General features: G+C 73.3%; 15 protein-coding genes and 1 tRNA gene. 12 read left to right on the forward strand and 4 right to left on the reverse strand.

Annotated elements, in window-relative coordinates:
- Window positions 1-79: 79 nt before the first annotated feature.
- The 3 genes from EJG53_RS26495 (at window position 80) to EJG53_RS26505 (ending at window position 4,107) form a co-directional block, all read left to right on the forward strand.
- Window positions 80-802 carry an ABC transporter ATP-binding protein gene (locus tag EJG53_RS26495; RefSeq protein WP_371858730.1) on the forward strand — a complete coding sequence of 241 codons (723 nt, stop codon included), beginning with the start codon at window positions 80-82 and terminating at the stop codon, window positions 800-802.
- Window positions 799-3,564, forward strand: a complete 2,766-nt coding sequence (locus EJG53_RS26500; RefSeq protein ID WP_125046951.1) for an FtsX-like permease family protein — start codon at window positions 799-801, stop codon at window positions 3,562-3,564. Before EJG53_RS26495 ends, EJG53_RS26500 begins: the two co-directional genes overlap by 4 nt.
- Before the next feature lie 333 nt (window positions 3,565-3,897).
- Window positions 3,898-4,107 (forward strand): MbtH family protein, encoded by a 210-nt coding sequence (locus tag EJG53_RS26505; RefSeq protein WP_030018958.1) that lies wholly within the window; start codon window positions 3,898-3,900, stop codon window positions 4,105-4,107.
- 95 nt (window positions 4,108-4,202) lie between these two features.
- Here EJG53_RS26505 and EJG53_RS26510 read toward each other — a convergent pair whose 3' ends face one another.
- On the reverse strand, window positions 4,203-5,453 hold the full coding sequence (locus tag EJG53_RS26510; protein WP_125046953.1) for an acyltransferase family protein: 1,251 nt from the start codon (window positions 5,451-5,453) through the stop codon (window positions 4,203-4,205).
- Between the two features lie 336 nt (window positions 5,454-5,789).
- On the opposite strand from EJG53_RS26510, the gene EJG53_RS26515 reads away from it, so the two are divergent.
- Window positions 5,790-6,059: a hypothetical protein gene (locus EJG53_RS26515; protein ID WP_174856459.1), complete on the forward strand. Its 270-nt coding sequence runs from the start codon at window positions 5,790-5,792 to the stop codon at window positions 6,057-6,059.
- Window positions 6,060-6,158: 99 nt separating this feature from the next.
- On the opposite strand, the gene EJG53_RS26520 is transcribed toward EJG53_RS26515, so the two are convergent.
- A tRNA-Arg gene (locus EJG53_RS26520) sits at window positions 6,159-6,231 on the reverse strand.
- Between the two features lie 313 nt (window positions 6,232-6,544).
- On the opposite strand from EJG53_RS26520, the gene EJG53_RS26525 reads away from it, so the two are divergent.
- From EJG53_RS26525 to EJG53_RS26555, 7 genes are all read left to right on the forward strand, one after another.
- Window positions 6,545-8,275, forward strand: a complete 1,731-nt coding sequence (locus EJG53_RS26525; protein WP_125049616.1) for a dynamin family protein — start codon at window positions 6,545-6,547, stop codon at window positions 8,273-8,275.
- Between the two features lie 62 nt (window positions 8,276-8,337).
- A complete protein-coding gene (locus EJG53_RS26530) occupies window positions 8,338-10,797 on the forward strand; it encodes a YfjP family GTPase (RefSeq protein WP_244955353.1) in 2,460 nt (819 codons plus the stop codon).
- Between the two features lie 178 nt (window positions 10,798-10,975).
- Window positions 10,976-11,506 carry a single-stranded DNA-binding protein gene (locus tag EJG53_RS26535; RefSeq protein WP_125046955.1) on the forward strand — a complete coding sequence of 177 codons (531 nt, stop codon included), beginning with the start codon at window positions 10,976-10,978 and terminating at the stop codon, window positions 11,504-11,506.
- Window positions 11,507-11,795: 289 nt separating this feature from the next.
- Window positions 11,796-13,193 carry an LAETG motif-containing sortase-dependent surface protein gene (locus EJG53_RS26540; RefSeq protein WP_125046957.1) on the forward strand — a complete coding sequence of 466 codons (1,398 nt, stop codon included), beginning with the start codon at window positions 11,796-11,798 and terminating at the stop codon, window positions 13,191-13,193.
- A 608-nt stretch (window positions 13,194-13,801) separates the two neighbouring features.
- Window positions 13,802-15,466: an energy-dependent translational throttle protein EttA gene (gene ettA / locus EJG53_RS26545; RefSeq protein ID WP_031004517.1), complete on the forward strand. Its 1,665-nt coding sequence runs from the start codon at window positions 13,802-13,804 to the stop codon at window positions 15,464-15,466.
- Between the two features lie 5 nt (window positions 15,467-15,471).
- Entirely contained in the window at window positions 15,472-15,930 is a 459-nt protein-coding gene (locus tag EJG53_RS26550; RefSeq protein WP_167515170.1) for an acyl-CoA thioesterase, read from the forward strand.
- Complete coding sequence (locus EJG53_RS26555) at window positions 15,927-16,742, forward strand: hypothetical protein (protein ID WP_125046959.1); 816 nt, start codon at window positions 15,927-15,929, stop codon at window positions 16,740-16,742. The genes EJG53_RS26550 and EJG53_RS26555 overlap by 4 nt, the downstream gene beginning before the upstream one ends.
- 93 nt (window positions 16,743-16,835) lie before the next feature.
- On the opposite strand, the gene EJG53_RS26560 is transcribed toward EJG53_RS26555, so the two are convergent.
- Window positions 16,836-17,240: a globin gene (locus tag EJG53_RS26560; RefSeq protein WP_031004512.1), complete on the reverse strand. Its 405-nt coding sequence runs from the start codon at window positions 17,238-17,240 to the stop codon at window positions 16,836-16,838.
- A gap of 74 nt (window positions 17,241-17,314) precedes the next feature.
- Between EJG53_RS26560 and EJG53_RS26565 the strand changes: the two genes are divergently transcribed.
- Complete coding sequence (locus tag EJG53_RS26565; RefSeq protein ID WP_125046961.1) at window positions 17,315-18,409, forward strand: methyltransferase domain-containing protein; 1,095 nt, start codon at window positions 17,315-17,317, stop codon at window positions 18,407-18,409.
- Between the two features lie 123 nt (window positions 18,410-18,532).
- Here the strand turns inward: EJG53_RS26565 and EJG53_RS44295 are convergent, their stop codons facing one another.
- Window positions 18,533-20,449: an FHA domain-containing protein gene (locus EJG53_RS44295; protein ID WP_125046963.1), complete on the reverse strand. Its 1,917-nt coding sequence runs from the start codon at window positions 20,447-20,449 to the stop codon at window positions 18,533-18,535.
- Window positions 20,450-20,452 lie beyond the last annotated feature (3 nt).

A 20,452-nucleotide genomic window follows, 5' to 3' on the forward strand; every position in this document is an offset into this window, starting at 1 on the left:
CGAAAGCGGCAGAGCGACGAGGGACGCGGAGCCGCTCCGCACACCCGGTGACGTCGGCGCCGCGTTGACGCTGGAATCCGTGACCCGCAGCTACCGGCGCGGCGCCAGGACCGTAGCCGCCCTGGACGACGTCAGCGTCACGGTCCCCCGGGGCAGCTTCGTGGCCGTGATGGGACGTTCCGGCTCCGGCAAGACGACGTTCCTCCAGTGCGCCGCCGGTCTGGACCGGCCGACCTCGGGAACCGTACGCATCGACGGCACCGACCTGTCCCGGATCGGCGAAGCCGCCCTCACCCGGCTCCGCCGCGAACGCGTCGGCTTCGTCTTCCAGTCGCTCAACCTGGTGCCCTCGCTCTCGGTCGTCGAGAACGCCGCGCTGCCCCTGCTGCTGGGCGGCGAGGCGCCGGGCAGTGCGGACGTACGGGCGCGAGCGCTGCGCGTCCTGGAGGCGGTCGGGCTGGCGGACCGGGCCGACGATTCTCCGCTGCTGCTCTCCGGCAGGCAGCAGCAGCGGGTGGCCATCGCCCGCGCGCTGGTCACCGACCCCGCAGTGATCTTCGCGGACGAGCCGACCGGCGCCCTCGACCCGGTCACCGCCAGCGACGTACTCACCCTGCTGCGCGGCGCGGTGGACCGCGCGGGGCACACGGTGGTGATGGTCACCCACGACCCGGTCGCCGCCTCCTGGACGGACCGGGCGCTCTTCATCGACGCCGGGCGCGTCGTCGGCGTACTGGACCAGCCGCAACCCGACGGCGTCGCGCAGGCGATGCAGCGACTGGGCGGAGGCGCGCGGCCATGACGTACACGCCCCTCGACAGCCCCGAGACCACGACGTACGCGCCCCACGACAGCCCCGAGCGCCCCGTGCGCTCCCGCCGTACCGCCCGTTTCCTCGCCGCCCGCTCGCTGAAGCTGCACCGCAAGGCGTGGGCGGCGGTGTTCGCGGTACTGGTGCTCACCTCTCTGGTACTGGGTGGTTTCGCGCTGGCCACGCTGTCCACTCTGGCCGGCCACGCGCGCGTGGAGCGTTACGCCGGCGCCGCCGCGGTCGTCACCGGCGACCAGACCACCCGCTACACGGCGGAACTCATGGGCGGCGAGTCCCACTCGTCCTCGGCGGAGCTGACAGAACGGGTGCGGGTGCCGCGTTCGGTGCTGCCGCGGATCGCGGCCGTGCCGGGTGTACGGGCCGCCGTCGCGGACGACGCCTTCCCGGTCGCGATGTCCGCGAAGCCGACCGCCACACGAACTGGCACCCCTGCTCCCACCTCAACTCCCGCTCCCGTCTACGGCCACTCCTGGCAAGCCGCCGCGCTCGCCCCCTTCACACTGCGCGAAGGGCGCGCCCCCGCCGGCCCCCGGCAGGTGGTCCTCGACGGCAGCCTCGCCGACCGTATGGGCGTACGTGTGGGCGACGCGATCACGGCACAGTCGCTCGGTGCCCCCGCGACGTACGAGGTCTGCGGCATCGCCGCCCCCAAGGGGCAGGGCGACCGCACCGGCCTGGACCACCAGGGCGCTGTCTTCTTCACCGACCAGCGCGCGCGGCAACTGGCGGGGCACCCCGGCAGCACCGACGCCATCGGTGTACTCGCCGAACCCGGAGTGAGCGACGAGCAGATCCACGCCGGAATACGTGCGGCGCTGGCCGGCGCGGAGCCCGCCCGCAGTGTCGGCGCAGGGCAGCGTCACGAGGATGACGACACCGGGCTGCGCGTGCTGACCGGCGACAGCCGCGGGGAACCGGAATTCCTCGACGCGGCGCCCAGCCGCTGGGGGCTGCTGCAACTGCTGGCGTCGGTCTGCGGTCTCGTCGTGATGATCGCCGTACTCGTGGTGGCCGGCACGGTCGCGCAGGCCGTGCACCAGCGTGCCCGCGAGATGGCGCTGCTGCGCGCGGTCGGTGCCACGCCGGAGCAACTGCGCGCGACGGTGAGCCGGGAGATCCGTACGGTCGCCGTCCTCGCCGCAGTGGTCGGCGCGATCGGCGCGGTACCGGTCTACGGGCTCCTGCTCCGCCTGCTGCGCAGCCGCGACGCCGTACCCGCGGGCCTCGAACTGCCCACCCCCTGGTGGCTGTACGCGGTACCGCTGCTGACCGCCGGACTGACCGTCCTCGTGGCGTGGCTCACCGGCACCCTGGCCTGCCGGCGGACCGCCAAGGTGCGCCCCGCGCAGGCGATGGGCGAGGCACAGGGCGAGCCGGAGCGGCCGGGCCGCGGCCGTACCGTGACCGGACTGGTGATGCTGTTCCTCGGCGTGGCGTCGGCCGGGACGGCGGTGCTCCAGTTCGGCGAGGTGGCCGCGATGGCCGCGAGCACCGCGGCGGTGACGCTGGTGATCGGGTGCGCGCTGCTCGGCCCCTGGATCGCGCGTGGCGCCCTACGGGTGCTCGGCGCGCCCGCGCGGCGGTTCGGCGGCGCGGGCGGCTACCTGGCTGCCGCCGCCGCGCAGGCCAACTCGCGTCGGCTGGGCGCCGCGATCACGCCGATCGTGCTGATGGTGGCGTTCGTCGCGGTCCAGATGTCGGGCGGCGCGACGCTGGACCGGCAGGGCGGCCGGCAGGGCGAGGAGGCGGTACGTGCCGACTTGGCGGTCACCACGGACGGTTCGGGGAGCACGGACGGGCCCGGTATCACGGAGGAGACGGTCGAACGGATCAGCCGGGTGCCGGGAGTGGCGGCCGCTTCGGGGGTGCTGCACAGCACGGTCGTCCTGGCGCGCAAGGACTTCGGCGAGCCGCGGCTGGACCGGATGCCGGTCCTGGCGGTCAACCCCGCGGCGATGCCTCGTGTACTGGACCCGGGCGTGGTCGAGGGCGACACGGCGAAGCTGGGCCGTGGCACGGTCGCGGTGGGCAAGGACCGGGCGCGGTCGCTCGGGCTCGGCATCGGGTCCGCCGTCACGCTACGGTACGGCGACGGGGCAAACGTTTCGCTGCGCGTGGCGGCCGTCTACGAACGCTCGCTCGCCCTCGGCGACTTCCTCTTCGCCACCGAGGAACTGGCGCCCCACATGTCCGCGCCCCTGCACTCCCGCGTCCTGCTCGGCGTCGACGCCCCGGCGGGCCAGGTGCAGGCCGCCGTGCAGCGGGTACTGGCGGACTCCGCGACGGGCGCGCGCGTCACGCCGCACCCGGCGGGGGAACAGCAGAAGGCCGAGGACCGGGGCGTCGGAGAAGTGATCACCGTGGTCGCGGTGAGCGTGATCGGCGGCTTCACCGTCATCGCCGTACTCAGCACCCTCACCCTCATCATGGTCGGCCGCCGGCCGGAGATCCAACTACTGCGCCTCGTGGGCGCGGGACGGCGCCAGATCCGGCGGATGCTGCGCATCGAGGCGGCCGTCGTGGGGCTGACGGGCCTGGTGGTCGGCACGGTGGTCGCGCTGGTGCCACTGGTCGCGCTCAGCCTGCCGCTGGCCGGGACGCTGCCGTATCTGCCGCCCGTGCAGGCCGGGGTGATCGTGGCGGTGGTGGCGGTGACGGTCGCGGCGGGCATCCTGCTGCCGATGCGGCCCGCGCTCCGCAAGCGCCATCCGGCGGGCTTCGGGGGGCGCTGAGGGCCGCGAGGGGCGGCCGGACAGCGAGGAACAACGCTCGGGGAACGGCCGGGGCATCAGGAACAGGGCGCGAGGGCTGCGGAGCCGGACCGGATCCGTGGCCCTCGCGCCGTTCCGTCCGTCCGGCTTCGGTCCGTCCCCATACCGTCCGTCCGGCTTCCGTCCGTTCTTGCTACCGCCTGGCCCCCGCGCCTCCGAAAGCACCCCGCCTCACCGAACCGCACCAAACCTCCCCAAAACCTTCCATTCCCCTCCCTCACGCTTCGGCGTCGCCGCAACCTCACGCATAATCCAATTCTCCACTGGTAACTCCCTCACCGAGAGGCCACTCGCATGACGAACCCCTTCGAAGACCCGGAGGCGCAGTACCACGTCCTGACGAACGACGAGAACCAGCACTCGCTGTGGCCCTCGTTCGCGGAGATCCCGGCCGGCTGGCAGAGCGTGTTCGGCCCGGAGGGCCGGCAGGCGTGCCTGGACTACGTCGAGGAGCACTGGACCGACATGCGGCCGCGCAGCCTGGCGGAGGCCATGGCCGACTGAGCCTCCGGCCTCCCGCCCTGTCTCATGCGAAAGCACCCGCTCCGGTCCCGGAACGGGTGCTCTTCGTTTTCCGACGGCGCGCGGGACGTCCCCCGTCACACCACCGTCAGCCGCAGTGCGAACGCCGCGAATCCCACCGCCAGCACCCCGGCACACACCCGCTGCCCCCGGGAAATCCCCGTCCACGGCAGCTCCAGCCGCCGCGCCACCCGGGCGACGAGGACGAGTACGACAGCGAAGAGCGGCAGCCAGGGCAGCCGGGTCGCCATCCAGGCGGCGAAGTCCGGCGCGGTGGTCAGGCCCTCCACCGTCGTACCGGCGAACGCGGCCGGTACGGCGACGGCCAGCATCGCGGTCTGGTGCCAGCACAGGATCGTCATCGCGGACCGGTTGACGGCCGTCACCGGAGCCCACAGCGCGGGCCGCCGCAGCAGGGCCGCGATCCGGTCGCGCAGCAGGATCGCCGCGCCCGACTGAGCCGCGGCGAGGGCGATCACCAGCAGGGACGGCGGGTGGGAGTTCGTACGGTCCTGGCCGGGGACGCCGACCAGGCTCGCCGGGTAGTGGAAGACGAGGAGCAGCGCCGCGAAAAGGATGGCGCCGCCGGCGAGCAGCAGCCGGGCGCCGCGCCGGCCGAGCCGTTTCTCGCCCCAGGAGACGCCCAGTTGGTAGCCGAAGAGCCAGCCCGGGATCAGGCTGATCAGCGTGGCCCAGTACGGGACCGAGTCGGCGTACGGGCCGTAGCGCAGAAAGTCCACGACCGCGACGACCGCCGCCAGGGGGGCCGCCGCCCAGCCCCCGAGCCGCCGCGAGGCCGCCATGCAGTACGGCGTCAGTGCCGTCACCACCGCGTACACGCCCACGAACCACAAGGGTTGGACGACCAGAGTGGCGGCCGTGTGCAGCGTCGTGAGGGGAACTCCGGCCGCGTACAGGACAGCGGCCAGCACGGCCCATACGGCGGTGACGCCGACGGCGGGCCGTAGCAACCGGGCCAGTCGGCCGCGCAGCCAGTCGCCCGGCGTTGTGCCCCGCCCGGTGGCGCGCCGGAAGGACAGAACGGAGGCGTAGCCGCCGACGAGGAAGAAGATGCCCAGCATCTGGAGCACCCAGGTGATCGGCGCGAGCGGCGCGAAGGTGGAGAGCGGACTCGCGTTGTGCAGCGAGCTGTCGGGGTCGCGGACGAAGCCGCCGACGAGCCAGTGGCCGGTCGGCACGGCCAACAGGGCCAGCGCCCGCAGCCCGTCGACGGCGCGGTCGCGCTGGGCCACCGGGAGGCGGCCGACCGTGCCCGGCGGCGGTGAGTGCGGCGGTATGTGCGGACGGGACCGCTCGTCCAGGCTCATGCTCCGGAACCCGTGCTGACCGTGGCGCTGTCCGAGAAACGCGGCGCGGCAGCGATCCGTATGGGCGCTTCTTGCGTGGCGGCTTTCCGTATGGAGGCTTTCCGCATGGCAGCTTTCCTCTTCTCGCACACGGTCGGCGCATGGGTGTGCCACGGGCCTGCCGGGGGTCCGTCATGAAGGTGATGGGGCGATCGCCCTCCATGCTGGTGCGAGAAGCCGACGGAAACAGTCAGGCCAGAACCCGTATCAGGGTGGGGCAAACCTCACCACGGACCAGGGGGACAGCACCCTGCGGAGCGGGCCCGCCGTTGTCCGTATCGTTCGCGTCATCAGCTCATGACCGCGAGGACGTTCGCCGACCTCGCGCCGCTCACCGCCGACCAGCCGCAGGCCGTCTCCGCGGTGGATCCGGGCGAGTCGCTGGTCCTCAAGGGCGGCATCCACGGCGCGTCCCGTAAGAGGTGCTGGGGGGAGGCGCCCGCGCACATCACCGCGCACGGCGGCATGGGCGGCTCCCGGACACGCCGCTCATCCGGCTCACCGGTTCCGTCGGCATGGCCGGCGCGGTCATCCGGCATCACAACGGCCGCGAGCGCCGTCGGCTGAAGCGCGAACGGGCGAAGTAGCGGGCGGCCGTACGGGACAGCCGCGACGCCCGAGCGTCCGCGACGGCGGAACCAGGCGGCCTCGACGGCGGACGAGGTGCGCCCCCGGCAGGACTCGAACCTGCGGCCAAGTGCTTAGAAGGCACCTGCTCTATCCACTGAGCTACGGGGCCAGGTGGTGGGCGTGGATCACACGGGCCGCCGACAAGGATAGGGCTCCGCGTGCCTCGTCCCGGTTGCTTCACCTCCGTGGCACGTTGTGGAGGTTCGGTGAAGCGGTCCCGATAATCGCAGGCAGGTACGAATTCTGCACCGTTTTTGACGCCTCACGCGTCGGGTGTTGTGCACTCGTTATGCCTGAGCCCCTCTGATCGCGACTGCCCCATGCGTCGCTGATCCCGATCTGTACGGGTTTACGCGGCGCGCACAGAGGGCTATACGCTTCAAAAACCTGCCAAAATTGGGCATTCTGCACGAGTGGCAACCTTGGATGTACAACCCCGGCTCCTTGACGTCCTGTCCGCGCTGCGCGACCGCGTCGACGCCGCGCGCTTCCCGCTGCCACTGCCCGGCGCCGCCCGCGCCCGTCGTACCCGGTCCGAGTTGCTGGACCAGCTCGACGACTATGTGATGCCCCGGCTGCGCGCTCCTCAGGCCCCGCTGCTCGCGGTCGTCGGCGGATCCACCGGGGCCGGCAAGTCCACGCTCGTCAATTCTCTGGTGGGCCGGCGCGTCAGTGAGGCCGGCGTACTGCGGCCCACGACACGTACGCCGGTGCTCGTGTGCCACCCCGCCGATCACCACTGGTTCGCGGGGCGGCGGGTGCTGCCGCAGTTCACCCGCGTCTGGGTGCCCGAGCAGGACGGCCCCGAGGAACTCGACGGGTACGACGACGCATGTGAACGCGAGTGTGAGTACACCTACGAAGGTGAGGGCGAGGAGGAGGGCGGCGGCGCGCCGGTGAACGCGGCGGGCATGGCGCCCCTGCGTATCGAGACGGAGCCGGCCCTCCCCAGCGGACTGGCCCTCCTGGACGCCCCCGACATCGACTCGCTCGTCGCGCGCAACCGGGAGCTGGCCGCCGAGCTGATCTGCGCGGCCGACGTATGGGTACTGGTCACCACCGCCGCCCGGTACGCGGACGCGGTGCCGTGGCACCTGCTCCGTACGGCCAAGGAGTACGACGTCACCCTCGTCACCGTGCTGGACCGGGTGCCGCACCAGATCGCCACCGACATCTCGGCGCGGTACGCCGCCCTGCTGACCCGCGCCGGGCTCGGCGACGTACCCCGCTTCACCATCCCCGAGCTGCCCGAGTCGGCGGGCGGCGGCAGCGGTCTGCTGCCCGCCACGGCGGTGGCGGCACTGCGGCGGTGGCTGGAGCGGCACGCACAGGACCCCGCGGTCCGGAACGCGGCGGCCGCCCGTACCACCGCCGGGGTCCTGGCCTCGCTGCACTCCCGGATGCCGGCCCTGGCCGGGGCCTCCGCCTCCCAGCACGCCGCCACGCTGCGGCTGGCCGACCAGGTGGAGCAGGCGTACGAGGAGGCCGCGGCCCGGGTGCGGCGCGAGGTCGAGCAGGGCGAGGTGCTGTCCGGCGACGCCCGCGCCCACTGGCGGGACCACGAACTCGGCGGCCGCCCCGACGAACTGCTGGACGCCCTGACCCACGGGCTGACCTCCCTGCTGCGCTGCGCGGTGGAAGAGGCCGACGAGCGGGCCGCCGAGGCGTGGCGTCGGGACCCAGCGGCGGCGGACGCGGCCCTTACGGAGGTGGCGGATGCCTCGGCCTCGGCCGCCCGCCTGGGGGTCGTCGTAAGGCGGTGGCGGCGCTGCCTGGAGGAACTGGCGGAGGAGGGCGTACGGGAAGCGCGCGCGCCACGAGGCGGACGCGCGGCGCGCGGGGCACGGGCCGGGGAGCGCGCGAAGTCGGCCGCCGACCCGGAGGAGGCCGCGGCGCTGCTGGCCACCACCCTGCTGGGCGGCCGCCGGGCCCGTACAGCAGGCGAGGCCCTCGCCGACCTGCTGGGCGCTCAGGTCGCGGTACGGCTGCGGGACCGGGGCGGCCGACTGCTCGACACGTACCTCCAGCGCGCGCTGGACGGCGAACGGGAGCGGCGCCTGACGCCGCTGGAGTCGCTGGGCGTACGGCCGGACCACCAGGCCGCGCTGATCGCCGCGCTGTCGCTACTGCAGAAGGAGAAGGTGACGCGGTGACTGCTGGTGTGGGGCGTACGGATGGGGATGTGGGCGGGGATGTGAGTGGAGGTGCGGATGGGGTGTACGGCGGTGATGGTGCGCGGCTGGTGGCGGCGGCGGGGGAGCCGGTGACGGCTGCCGACATGCCGATGGCCGCTGACACGGTGATGTCCGCAGACGCGGCGGAGGCCGCAGGCGCTGGCTCCGCGACCGCCCCGGACGCTTCGGGCGCCCCGGAAGCCCCGGAGACGGCAGCGCCTCGGCCGGCCCCGGGCCCGGCCGAGGCGCGCACCTCCTGGAACGACGGGCTGATCGCCCGCCGCGCGACGGACGGTACGGATGCGAAGCCCGTCGCCGAGCGGCGCCACGCCCGCGCCCGGGAAGCGGCGGCGGAGCACCGCGAAGGCAGACAGCCCGAGTGGCGTGAGTGGCCCGAGTGGCTGGAGTGGGAGGACCGGGACCGGAGTTCTCACCCGGGCGGGGACGGGGACGCGTGGCTGGACGACGGGGACGAGTGGCACCAGCAGCGCGACTGGCAGGAGTGGGAGGACGAGGGCGACAGCGAACTCGAAGCCGTACTGGCCGTACTCCGGGACCCCGCGGAGCCCGTACAGGAGCCGCGGGGTCGGCGGGGCCGTGCACAGGAGACGAGGGAGTGCGCCCCCGACCCACGGACCGCCAAGGGGCTCCGATGCATCAGAGGCACCAGAGAGCGCAAGAACCCCGGAGGCCCCGAGGACCGTGAAGGCCGCGAAGACCCTGTGGCCCCGGACGGGATCACGTCCCCCCGAGGCCCCAGAGCCTTCAGGGCCTCCAGAGCCCCCGGAGCCCGGCCCACCCCCGGGCAGCGCCTGCGCCCCCGCCTGGACGCTCTCCGGGAGCTCGTCGGGCTGTCCCGGACGCGCCTGGACGGGGCGACACTGGCCGAGGCGGGACGGGTGCTCGGCGCGGCGGACGAGCGCTGCCGGCTGTCCGGGGAGCACACCGTCATCGCCGTCGCGGGAGCCACCGGCAGTGGAAAATCGTCCCTGTTCAACGCGCTGGTGGAGGCGGACCACTCGGACGTGGGGGCGCGCCGGCCGACGACCTCGGAGCCGGTGGCCTGCGTGTGGTCCGGTGGACAGCCGGGCGCGCACGGCCTGCTGGACCGGCTCGGAGTACCGGCACGCCGCAGACACGCGCCGGCCGCCGGCTCGGCCACGCTGCCCGGTCTCGTCCTCCTGGACCTGCCCGACCACGACTCGGCCGCGGCCGGGCACCGTGAGCAGGTCGATCGGATGCTGGCGCTGGTGGACGCGGTGATCTGGGTGGTCGACCCGGAGAAGTACGCGGACGCGGTGCTGCACGAAAGGTATCTGCGGCCGCTGGCGGGCCACGCCGAGGTCATGTTCGTCGTCCTCAACCAGGTGGACCGGCTGCCGGGGGACGCCGCCGTACAGGTGATCGACGATCTGCGGCGGCTGCTCGACGAGGACGGTCTGGCCCTCGGGGAGCACGGCGAACCGGGCGCCGCCGTACTGGCGCTGTCGGCCGCCACAGGGGAGGGCGTCGGGGACCTGCGGGAGGCGCTCCGCCAGTTCGTCGCGGAGCGCGGCGCGGCGGACCGGCGGCTGACCGCCGACGTGGACGCGGCGGCGGGGCGGCTGTGGCCGGTGTACGTGTCCGACGGACGGTACGGGCTGACGGAAGCGGCCCGGGAGGAGTTCGAGGACTGGCTCGCCGAGGCGGTCGGCGCCGGGGCGATGGGCAGTGCGGCGGAACGCGACTGGCTGCGCCACGGGCAGCGGGCCTGCGGCACGCCGTGGCTGCGTCTGAGGCTGCGCGGACGGCGGTCGGGGGCGGCGCGTGGACGGTCCGGGCGGACGAGTCCGGGACGTACGGGACGGTCCAGACTGTGGCACCGGGACGCGTACCCGGAGGCGTACACGGAGGCGGACGCAGCCGGTGAAGCGGGCGGCGACGACGCGTACGGCACCGTGAGCGGCTGGGTACCGGTGGACGGGCGGGCCACGGCGCGCCCGCTGGTCGAGCAGGCCGTACGGGCCGTGGCGGGGGAGGCGTCGGAAGGGCTGCCGGCGCCCTGGGCGCAGGCGGTGCGCGAGGCGGCGTTCCGGGGCGCCGAGGGGCTGCCGGAGGCGCTGGACCGGGCGGCGGCTGTCGCGGAAGGGGACTTGCGCGCCGGGCCGCTGGTGCGGCCGCGGTGGTGGTCGGTGGCCGCCGTGACGCAGGGGCTGCTGACGATGTTGCAAGTGGTCGGGGTGTTGTGGCTGCTGGCCGTGGCGGTGGGCGCGGCGGAGGCGGGGGAGTGGCTGTCCGCGCTGCTGGTGACGGTCATCGGGACGACGGGCGGCCCGGTCCTGTCGTGGGTGTGCGGAGTGTCGGGGCGCGGTGCGGCCCGCCGGTACGGCCAGGAAGCGGAACGCCGGCTGCGTACGGCGGCGGCGGGCTGCGGCCGTGCCGCGGTGCTGGAACCGGTCGCCGCCGAACTGCTGCGCTACCGGGAGGTGCGGGAGCAGTACGCGGTGGCGGCGGGGTTGTGAGGCGGCGGAGCGTGCCGAGCGTGGCAGGCCCCCCGTCGGAGTGACGGAGTTGTCCACAACTCCGCGGTAGCACACAGGCTCCGGCGGGCTCCGGCGAATCCGTGCAGCATGGGTTCCACGCAGGCCCGGGACCGGGCCGCAGGGCCCGCCGGGGCCCACGACGGGGGAGGCGACGGCCATGTACGAAACGATGGTGACGCTGGTGGGGAACGCCGCGACAGCGGTGGAGCACCGGCTGACCACGACAGGCGCTTCGGCGGCGCGGTTCCGCCTGGCGACGTCCGCGCGGCGCTGGGACAAGGAGCGCCGGTGCTGGATCGACGGGGACACGAGCTTCTACACCGTCCGCGCGTGGCGGTCGCTGGCGGACCACGTCGCCGCTTCGGTCTCGCGCGGCGAACCCCTCGTCGTGCACGGCCGCATGCGGGTGTGGGACCGCGAACTGCCCGAGGAGAAGGGCGGACAGCGGCGGGTCTCGGTCGAGGTGGAGGCCCTGGCCGTCGGACACGACCTGTCGCGCGGCACCTCCGCCTTCCGGCGGGTCGACCGGACGAGTGCGCCACCCGCTCCCTCCCTTCCGTCCGCTCCGCCCCATCCGGAGTTCTCGCCGTCCCCAACGCCCTCGGACGCCGTATCCGGCACCGAACCTGACTGGTCGTCGCCACCCCCGGCACCCCCTCCCGAGGAGGGTGGTATTGCCTCGGCCTGAGCCTCTCCCGCACCCCTGATGCGCAGTACGCCGGAGAAGCGATCAGTGCCCGGAAAGTCCCGGTGATTTGTCGATATTGCCAGGTCAAGTGGGGTGTAGTCGGTAACGATTGCGATTCGGATCGCTTATAGGACGGTATTGCGGGGGATCGTGTTGCGCCCGCTCTCTAGGATCCGTCGGGTACTCACGAGTACTCACGGGGGCTGATGTATTCGGCTGTTGAGTTCTTCGGGTTCATTCCGGCGAGGCAACTCCCCTATCGATCCCGCCTCGCCCAGAGGGGAAATTCATGATTTCAGTGAAGAGGCGGGGCGCAGCCCGCCTTGCCGCCGCGGTCCTGGCGTCGGGCCTGGCCGCGGCGGGCACGATAGCCACCGCGGGTCCCGCCGCGGCGGACGACGCGGCGCCGGTCCACGGCGGCGCCAGTGCGACGCTCGACGGCCTGAAGACCTACGGTCAGGCAGTCCTGCACGCCGACGGCCGCGACCAGCGGATCGGCGCCGGGCTCTTCGAGATGAAGGTCGACAACGGCGGCACCCTCCAGACGTACTGCATCGACATCGGCACGCCGACACAGCAGATGGCGAAGTACAAGGAGGTGCCCTGGAGCGCCTCGTCGCTGCACAACAACCCGGACGCCGGCAAGATCCGCTGGATCCTGCAGAACTCCTACCCGCAGGTCAACGACCTGGCCTCGCTCGCCCAGAAGGCCGGTGCCGGGAGCCTGACCGAGAAGACCGCTGCCGCCGGTACCCAGGTCGCGATCTGGCGCTTCTCCGACCACGTGAAGGTCGACGCCGTCGACCCCGCGGCCGGGAAGCTCGCCGACTACCTGGAGCAGAAAGCGAAGATCCTCACCGAGCCCGAGGCGTCGCTGAAGCTGGACTCGCCGGCCGTCTCCGGCAAGTCCGGCAGCAAGCTCGGCCCGGTCACGGTCCACACCAACGCCAACAGCGTCACCGTCTCCCCGGCCGCCGGTACCCCCGCCGGCGTCAAGGTGGTCGGCGCCGACGGCAAGCCTGTCACCAAAGCGGCCAACGGCACCCAGCTCTTCTTCGACGTGCCCGCCGGCGCGAAGGACGGCGCCACCTCGCTGACCGCGCAGGCCGCCACCAAGGTCTCGGTCGGCCGCGCCTTCACCGGCAGCGTCGGCCGCGTCAAGAGCCAGACCATGATCCTGGCCGGCTCCAGCGAGTCCACCGCCACCGCGACCGCCACCGCCTCCTGGAAGAAGGCGGGCGCGGCCCCGGCCGTCACCGCGGAGAAGAACTGCTCCAAGAGCGGCGTGGACGTCACCGCCACCAACAAGGGCGACGCGCCGTTCAAGTTCCAGCTCTCCGGCAAGGAGCACGTGATCGCCCCGGGCAAGTCCGAGACGATCACCGTCCCGGTCGGCGAGGACCAGGCGTACGAGATCACGATCGCGGGTGAGGCCGGCTTCAAGAAGACCTTCACCGGCGTCCTCGACTGCAAGACCGCCGGCACCACGCCCGGCAAGCCCTCCTCGCAGCCCAGCCCGGCCTCGGCCGGCGGCACCGGCTCCGGCGGCGGCGCGGGCGGCGACCTCGCCGAGACCGGCTCCAGCAACGCCACCCCGGTGATCGCGGGCGTCGCGGCCGCGCTGGTCGTCGTCGGCGGCGGCGCGGTCTTCTTCCTCCGCAAGAAGAAGGCGGGCGCCACCTCGTAACCGAGGTACGGACGTCACCCCGTAGCTGAGGCACGGACGTCACCCGGGCCCCGGGGCGCGGAAGCTCCCTGGGGCCCGGCGTGACGAGGCGCGCCGCGGCCCCGACCCGGGTGTGACGAAGCGCGCCCCGGCCCCGGCGTCACACGGCGCGCCCCGGCTCCGGCCGCGGTGCCACACGGCGCCCTGGTTCCGGCCCAGGTGCCACACGGCGCGTTCCCAGCCCCCGGCGCCACGACGCGCCCCAGCCCCGGCGCCACGGCGCGCCCGGCCCCGCCCGCCCGTGACCGTACGCACACCACCCACCGCCCTCCGTGCCCGAGCGAATCCGCTCCTCGGCCACGGAGGGCGGTGGCATTCCCGGCTGGGCGGCAGGGCCAGCAGGGCCGGCGGGGATCAAGGGCCCGGGGCCTGGCACTCACGGCCCGCCTCCCCCGGCCGGTCACCCCGCCCACCACCCTATTCCCCGTCCCCCCGAGGTACTCGTTTCCATCGCGGGCTGGCCGTACGGCAAGATGGGTGTATCTGCCCTCGCGCGGCGGAGCCGCTCATCGGCCCACGCGGCGGAGCCGCATTGACCATGACAGATCCAGACTGCCGGACGGTTTCTCTTGGCTGAGTACATCTACACGATGCGCAAGACGCGCAAGGCGCACGGCGACAAGGTCATCCTTGACGACGTGACGCTGAGCTTCCTGCCGGGCGCGAAGATCGGTGTCGTGGGGCCCAACGGCGCCGGCAAGTCGACGGTGCTGAAGATCATGGCCGGTCTTGAGCAGCCGTCGAACGGCGACGCGTTCCTGACCCCCGGCTTCACCGTCGGGATGCTCCTCCAGGAGCCGCCGCTGGACGAGTCCAAGACCGTCCTGGAGAACGTCCAGGACGGCGCCCGCGAGATCATGGACAAGCTCAGGCGCTTCAACGAGGTCGCCGAGCTGATGGCGACCGACTACTCCGACGCGCTGATGGAGGAGATGGGCAAGCTCCAGGAGGACCTGGACCACGCCAACGCGTGGGACCTGGACACCCAGCTCGAGCAGGCCATGGACGCGCTGGGCTGCCCGCCCGGCGACTGGCCGGTCACCAACCTCTCCGGTGGTGAGAAGCGCCGCGTCGCGCTCTGCAAGCTCCTCCTGGAGGCGCCCGACCTGCTGCTCCTCGACGAGCCCACCAACCACCTGGACGCCGAGTCCGTGCAGTGGCTGGAGCAGCACCTCGCCAAGTACGCCGGCACCGTCGTCGCCGTCACCCACGACCGGTACTTCCTCGACAACGTGGCCGAGTGGATCCTGGAGCTCGACCGCGGCCGCGCGATCGCCTACGAGGGCAACTACTCCACGTACCTGGACAAGAAGGCCGCCCGCCTGAAGGTCGAGGGCCAGAAGGACGCCAAGCGTGCGAAGCGTCTGAAGGAAGAGCTGGAGTGGGTCCGTTCCAACGCCAAGGGCCGGCAGGCCAAGTCCAAGTCGCGGCTGACCCGTTACGAGGAGATGGCGGCCGAGGCGGAGAAGACCCGGAAGCTGGACTTCGAGGAGATCCAGATCCCGCCGGGCCCGCGCCTGGGCAGCGTCGTCGTCGAGGTCGAGCACCTCAACAAGGCGTTCGGCGAGAAGGTCCTCATCGACGACCTGTCGTTCACCCTCCCGCGCAACGGCATCGTCGGCGTCATCGGCCCGAACGGCGCCGGCAAGACCACGCTGTTCAAGATGATCCAGGGCCTGGAGGAGCCGGACTCCGGCAGCATCAAGGTCGGCGAGACGGTCAAGATCTCCTACGTCGACCAGACCCGCGCCAACATCGACCCCAAGAAGACGCTGTGGGCCGTCGTCTCCGACGAGCTGGACTACATCAACGTCGGCCAGGTCGAGATGCCGTCCCGCGCCTATGTGTCGGCGTTCGGCTTCAAGGGCCCGGACCAGCAGAAGCCGGCCGGTGTGCTCTCCGGTGGTGAGCGCAACCGCCTGAACCTGGCGCTCACCCTCAAGCAGGGCGGCAACCTGCTGCTCCTCGACGAGCCGACCAACGACCTCGACGTCGAGACCCTGTCCTCGCTGGAGAACGCGCTGCTGGAGTTCCCCGGCTGCGCCGTGGTCGTCTCCCACGACCGCTGGTTCCTGGACCGCGTCGCCACGCACATCCTGGCGTACGAGGGCGAGTCCAAGTGGTTCTGGTTCGAGGGCAACTTCGAGTCGTACGAGAAGAACAAGGTCGAGCGGCTGGGCCCGGACGCGGCCCGTCCGCACCGCGCCACGTACAAGAAGCTCACCCGGGGCTGAGCCGCGTGCGACACCTGTACTCCTGCCCGCTGCGCTGGTCCGACATGGATGCTTTCGGCCATGTCAACAACGCGGTGTTCATCCGCTACCTGGAAGAGGCGCGGATCGACTTCATGTGGCGACTGGCGCCGGGCGAGGGCAGCACGTCCTTCTCCGGCGGGTCCGTGGTGGCCCGCCACGAGATCGACTACGTACGGCCGCTGGTGCACCGGCACGCGCCGGTGACCGTAGAGTCCTGGGTGACGAAGATAGGCGCCGCGTCGATGACGATCGCCTATGAGATCAAGGACGAGGACACGGTGTACGTCCGTGCCTCGACCGTCGTCGTCCCGTACGACTTCGGCGCGGAGCGGCCCCGCCGTATCACCGCCGAGGAGAAGTCCTTCCTCAAGGAATACATGGATGGCGCTGACGGCGCGGACGACGCGGACGGTGCCCAGCAGGAGGGGGCCGTCGCCGCATGACGGCGTTGCGCCTGGCCGATGCCGGGGAGGCGGCGGATCTCGCCGCCTTCCTGGCCCGGCTGATCCACTACGACCGTGCCGCCGCGGTGCGGTTGCAGACGGGCGGCGGGGTGCTCGCGGTGTTCGGGCGGCCGCCGTCGTTCGAGGTGCTGGCGATCCGTACGGCACGCCTGGCACCGGCCGCGTCCTCCGGCCCGCAGGCAGCGACCGCGGCCCACGGCCCGCGGACCGGCACGGGAGCCGCTCCCGCCGTCGGCCTCGACCGCACCGTCTCCGCCGGAGACCTGCTCGAAGGCATCGACGAGTCGACAAACAGCCTGACGCTGCCCGCCGCCGTCACGGGCCCGCCGTGGGCCGGCGTCCTGCCGCCGCGCGGCGGCTGGCAGCAGATCCCGGGGCTGCCCTCGCCGCAGGCGCTGGGCAGGACCGTCGCACTCGCCGTCGCCGAGTTCCGCGCCCGGGACGAGGCACTGCCACCGGAACGCCGTACGCGCGCCGAGCGCGACCGCATCGGCCGCGAGATCTGGTCCCGCACCCTGGGCGACACCCACCTGCCGCTGCGCGCCGCGCACGCCGCGCAGTCCCTGGGTTTCCTGCGCCCTGTCCGGGCCGAAGCGCAAGCCGGCGTCTACGGGCCCGCAGGCGGTGGCCACGGTTCCGTTTCCGGTTCTGCGGGGTACGGCGCCGCATTGGCGGAACCGCCGGCGCTGACCCTGCTGGCCGCGGGCGGCTGGCTGCGGCTGCGGACGCCGTACGGATCGGTCGCGGTCCGCACGGGCGGACCGTCGGCGCTCCCGGTGACGCCCGCCTGAGCCGTCCGCCGGGAGACCCCGTCAGCGCGGTGCGGGGCAGGCCCCACGCCCGGCCCCGACGCCCCGCCCGCGACGGCCTGAGCGGCTACGGCATCACTCAGCCGTATTGATCATCGACGCCGCCGCATACGTCAGGTAGTTCCAGAGCTGCGTCTCGTGCTCGGGGGACAGCTCCAGGGAGTCCACCGCGTCCCGCATGTGCTTGAGCCAGGCGTCATGCGCGGCACGGTCCACGGTGAAGGGCGCGTGCCGCATGCGCAGCCGCGGGTGGCCACGGCCGTCGCTGTACGTACGGGGCCCGCCCCAGTACTGCATGAGGAAGAGCGCGAGCCGCTCCTCGGCCGGTCCCAGATCCTCCTCCGGGTACATCGGCCGCAGCAGCGGGTCCTCGGCCACCCCCTGGTAGAAACGGTGCACCAGGCGGCGGAACGTCGGCTCGCCACCGACCTGCTCGTAAAAAGTCTGTTCCTGAAGCGTGCCGCGCGGAATCTTGTTCACCCGTCCATGGTGTCAGACGACGCGGCGGTGCCGGACTGCTCGGCCGAGGACCCGCGACGTAGGACAGTGGAGACATGAGCGGTACACCGTCCGGTACGGAGCCGGACCACGAGCCGACGGCAGCGGCCCGCGCCGAGCTGATCCGGCAGATCAGAGCGGCTGGCCATCTGGGAGACCCGCGCTGGCGGGCCGCCTTCGAGGAGGTCCCGCGGCACCTCTTCGTCCCGTACTACTTCGTGGCCACACCCCGCGGCTACCAACGGCTCTCGGGCTCCGACCCCGATCCCGAGCGGTGGGAACGTTGGCTGGAAGGCGTCTATACCGACGGGGCGCTGGCGACGTACATGCGGGACGGCGAGCTGGTGTCCACCAGCAGCCAGCCGTCGCTGATGGCGATGATGCTGGAAGAACTGCACGTCGAGGAGGTGGAGGAGGCCAAGGAGACCGAGGAGCAGCCCACGGACACCGGCTGCCGCGTCCTGGAGATCGGTACGGGTTCCGGCTACAACGCCGCCCTGCTCTCTCACCGCCTGGGCGCGGAGCACGTGACCACCATCGACCTGGACGAGGAGATCACCGGCCCGGCGCGCGACCGGCTGGCCGCCGCGGGGCACCGTCCCACCGTGGTGACCGGCGACGGCGCCCGGGGCTGCCCGGAACGCGCACCGTACGACCGGATCATCGCCACCTGCGCCCTGCCTGCCGTCCCGCCGGCCTGGATCGCGCAGTCCGTCCCGGGAGCCCTGATCCTGGCCCCGCTGGCGACCGGCCTGATCGCACTCCGCGTGACGGACCCCGAGGCCGTACGGGCGGAGGGCCGCTTCCTGCCCACCCCCGCCTACTTCGTCCCCCTGCGAACCGGCCCCGACCCCACCGCACAGCCGCTCCACCCCGACACCCCCGAGCAGTCCGGCCCACCCGCCGTATCCGACGGACACCACCGAAGTCCCCGCCACCGCCTCCCCCGAGAAGCCCTGCGCGACGACCGCTTCCAATTCCTCCGCAGCCTCACCGCCAACACCCTCACCCCCGAGGAAGCCCACACCCTGTGGCACCGGCAGAACCGTCCCCGCCGTGAACGGTTCGGAGTGACCGTGCACGGCGCCTGTCAGTACGCGTGGCTCGATTCCCCGGAGGGCCCGCACCGGTGGGTGCTGCCCGGGAGCTAAAGGGGACGCTGCCCGCGTCGCGCGAGAACGGTGTCCGACAGCAGGAAGCGCCGGCCACAGTGGGTGCACTGTGGCCGGCGCTTCCTGCTGCTTTCCGGGCCCGCCTACGGGGGCCGTCGTGCGTCAGGCCCGGCGGACGGTGATGGTGGTCCAGGCGCCTACGTGAATGCGGTCGCCCTCGTGGAGGGGGGTCGGTACGTAGGGCTGGATCGGGTCCTCGGCGAGGTTGACGGTGGTGCCGTTGGTGGAGTTCTGGTCGACCACGGCCCAACTGCCGTCGGGCTGCTGGACCAGGAGGGCGTGCTGGTGCGAGACGCCCGGATCCTCCGGGGGGCGGCCCAGGTCGATGTCCGGGGACTCGCCCGTGCTGTGCCGGCGGCGGCCGATGGCGATCTGGGTGCCGGTGAGCGGGATCTGCTGCTCGGGGGAGTAGGCGGGCAGGTTCAGGCCGGCCGCCTCCGGGCCGCTGCGGCCCATCATCGCCATGAAGTACTCGCGGTCGGGGGCGATCGCCACGACCCAGCCGTCACCGACGACCGGCGGTGGTCCGGGCGGGGCGGCGGGCCCCGGTGCGGGCTGGTTCCACTGCTGGTCGGGCTGCGGTTGCTGGTGCGCGTCCGGCTGCTGCGGCGGCCGGCCGAAGGGGCCGGGCTGCTGCTGCGGTTCGAACGGGGCCGGCGGAGGGCCCTGTTGGGCGGCTTGCGGGTCGTACGGAGCATGCGGCGGCTGTTGCTGCGGAGGCTGCTGGGGCTCGTACGGGCCCTGCTGCCGAGGCGGGGTAGGCGGGCCCTGCTGCGGGGGCGGGAAGCCGTAGCCGCCGCCCTGACTGCTCTGGCCGCCCTGGCTGCCTTGGCCGTGGTCCGGGCTGCCCTGCGGACCCGGCTGCGCGGGCGGCGGGGGCGGGGACTGGGGAGAGGACTGGGAGTTCGGGGGAGGCAGCGGCCAGTCGTCGTCGGCTGCCCGGGGCGGACGCGCCGGGCCGGGCCGGCCGGCGGGGGCTCCCTGAGGGCCCGGCTGGCCGGTGGGTGCGGGGGCGCCGAACGGTGCGGGCTGCTCCGGCGAACCGAACTGGCCCGACTGGTCGGGCCGGCCGAAGGGAGCGGGCTGTTCGGGCGAGCCGAACTGGCCGGACTGCTCCGGGGAGAGCGGTTCGGCCGGGCGGTTGATCTGTGACGGGCGGGAGCCCTGGTACTCGTACTGCTGGGGCGGGGTGGGCGGGCCCTGGTGCGGCGGCGGGAAGCCGTAGCCGCCCTGGGAGCCCGGGCCGCCCTGCGGGGCGGGGGGCGGCGGGGCGTACGAGGTGGCCGAGTGCGTCAAGAAGTTGTAGCGGCACTCCTCGCAGAACGGGGCCATCGCCTCGCGCGGCGTACGGCACTGGGGGCACAGTTCCGGCTGGCCGCCCGGCTGGGGCTGCTGTCCGGGGCCGAAGCCCTGCTGGGGAGGGGGGCCAGGGGTGTTCTGGCCGGGACGAGGGGGCGCCGGGGCCTGGACCGGGGGCGGGAAGCCGTAGCCGCCTTGGGAGCCCGGGCCGCTCTGACCGCCCTGGGAACCCGGGCCGCCCTGAGGGCCGGGGCCGCTCTGACCGCCGTGGGAACCCGGGCCGCCCTGGCCGGCGTGCGGGCCGGGGGCGGGAGCCGGGCCGGGAACCTGGCCCATCGGGCCCTGCGGTGCGGGCGGGGCCTGAGGGGGCGGGGTCTGCTGGTGCGGGGGCTGCTGGGCCGGGGCCTGGTGCGGCGGCGGGGTCTGCTGAGGCGGCGGGGTCTGGCCGGGGAAGCCCTGCCCGCCCTGGGAAGCGCCGGGAGTGCCGGGGGTTCCGGAGACGCCGGGAGCGCCGGTGTCGCCGGGGGCTCCGGGGCCGTTCTGGGGGCTCGGGCCGCCCTGCGGAGCGGGCGGCGGCGGAGCCGGCTGGCCGGCCGGCGGAGTGTTGAGGAATCCCGCGGGCAGGGAGGGCGGCGGGGGAACAGCGCCCGCCATCCGGTGGCCGCACACCTCGCACCAGTCTTCGGCCACCGACTGATGGCCGTTCGGGCAGGTCGGCATGTC

The organism is Streptomyces chrestomyceticus JCM 4735, from assembly GCF_003865135.1.
In the GTDB taxonomy this organism is placed as follows: domain Bacteria; phylum Actinomycetota; class Actinomycetes; order Streptomycetales; family Streptomycetaceae; genus Streptomyces; species Streptomyces chrestomyceticus.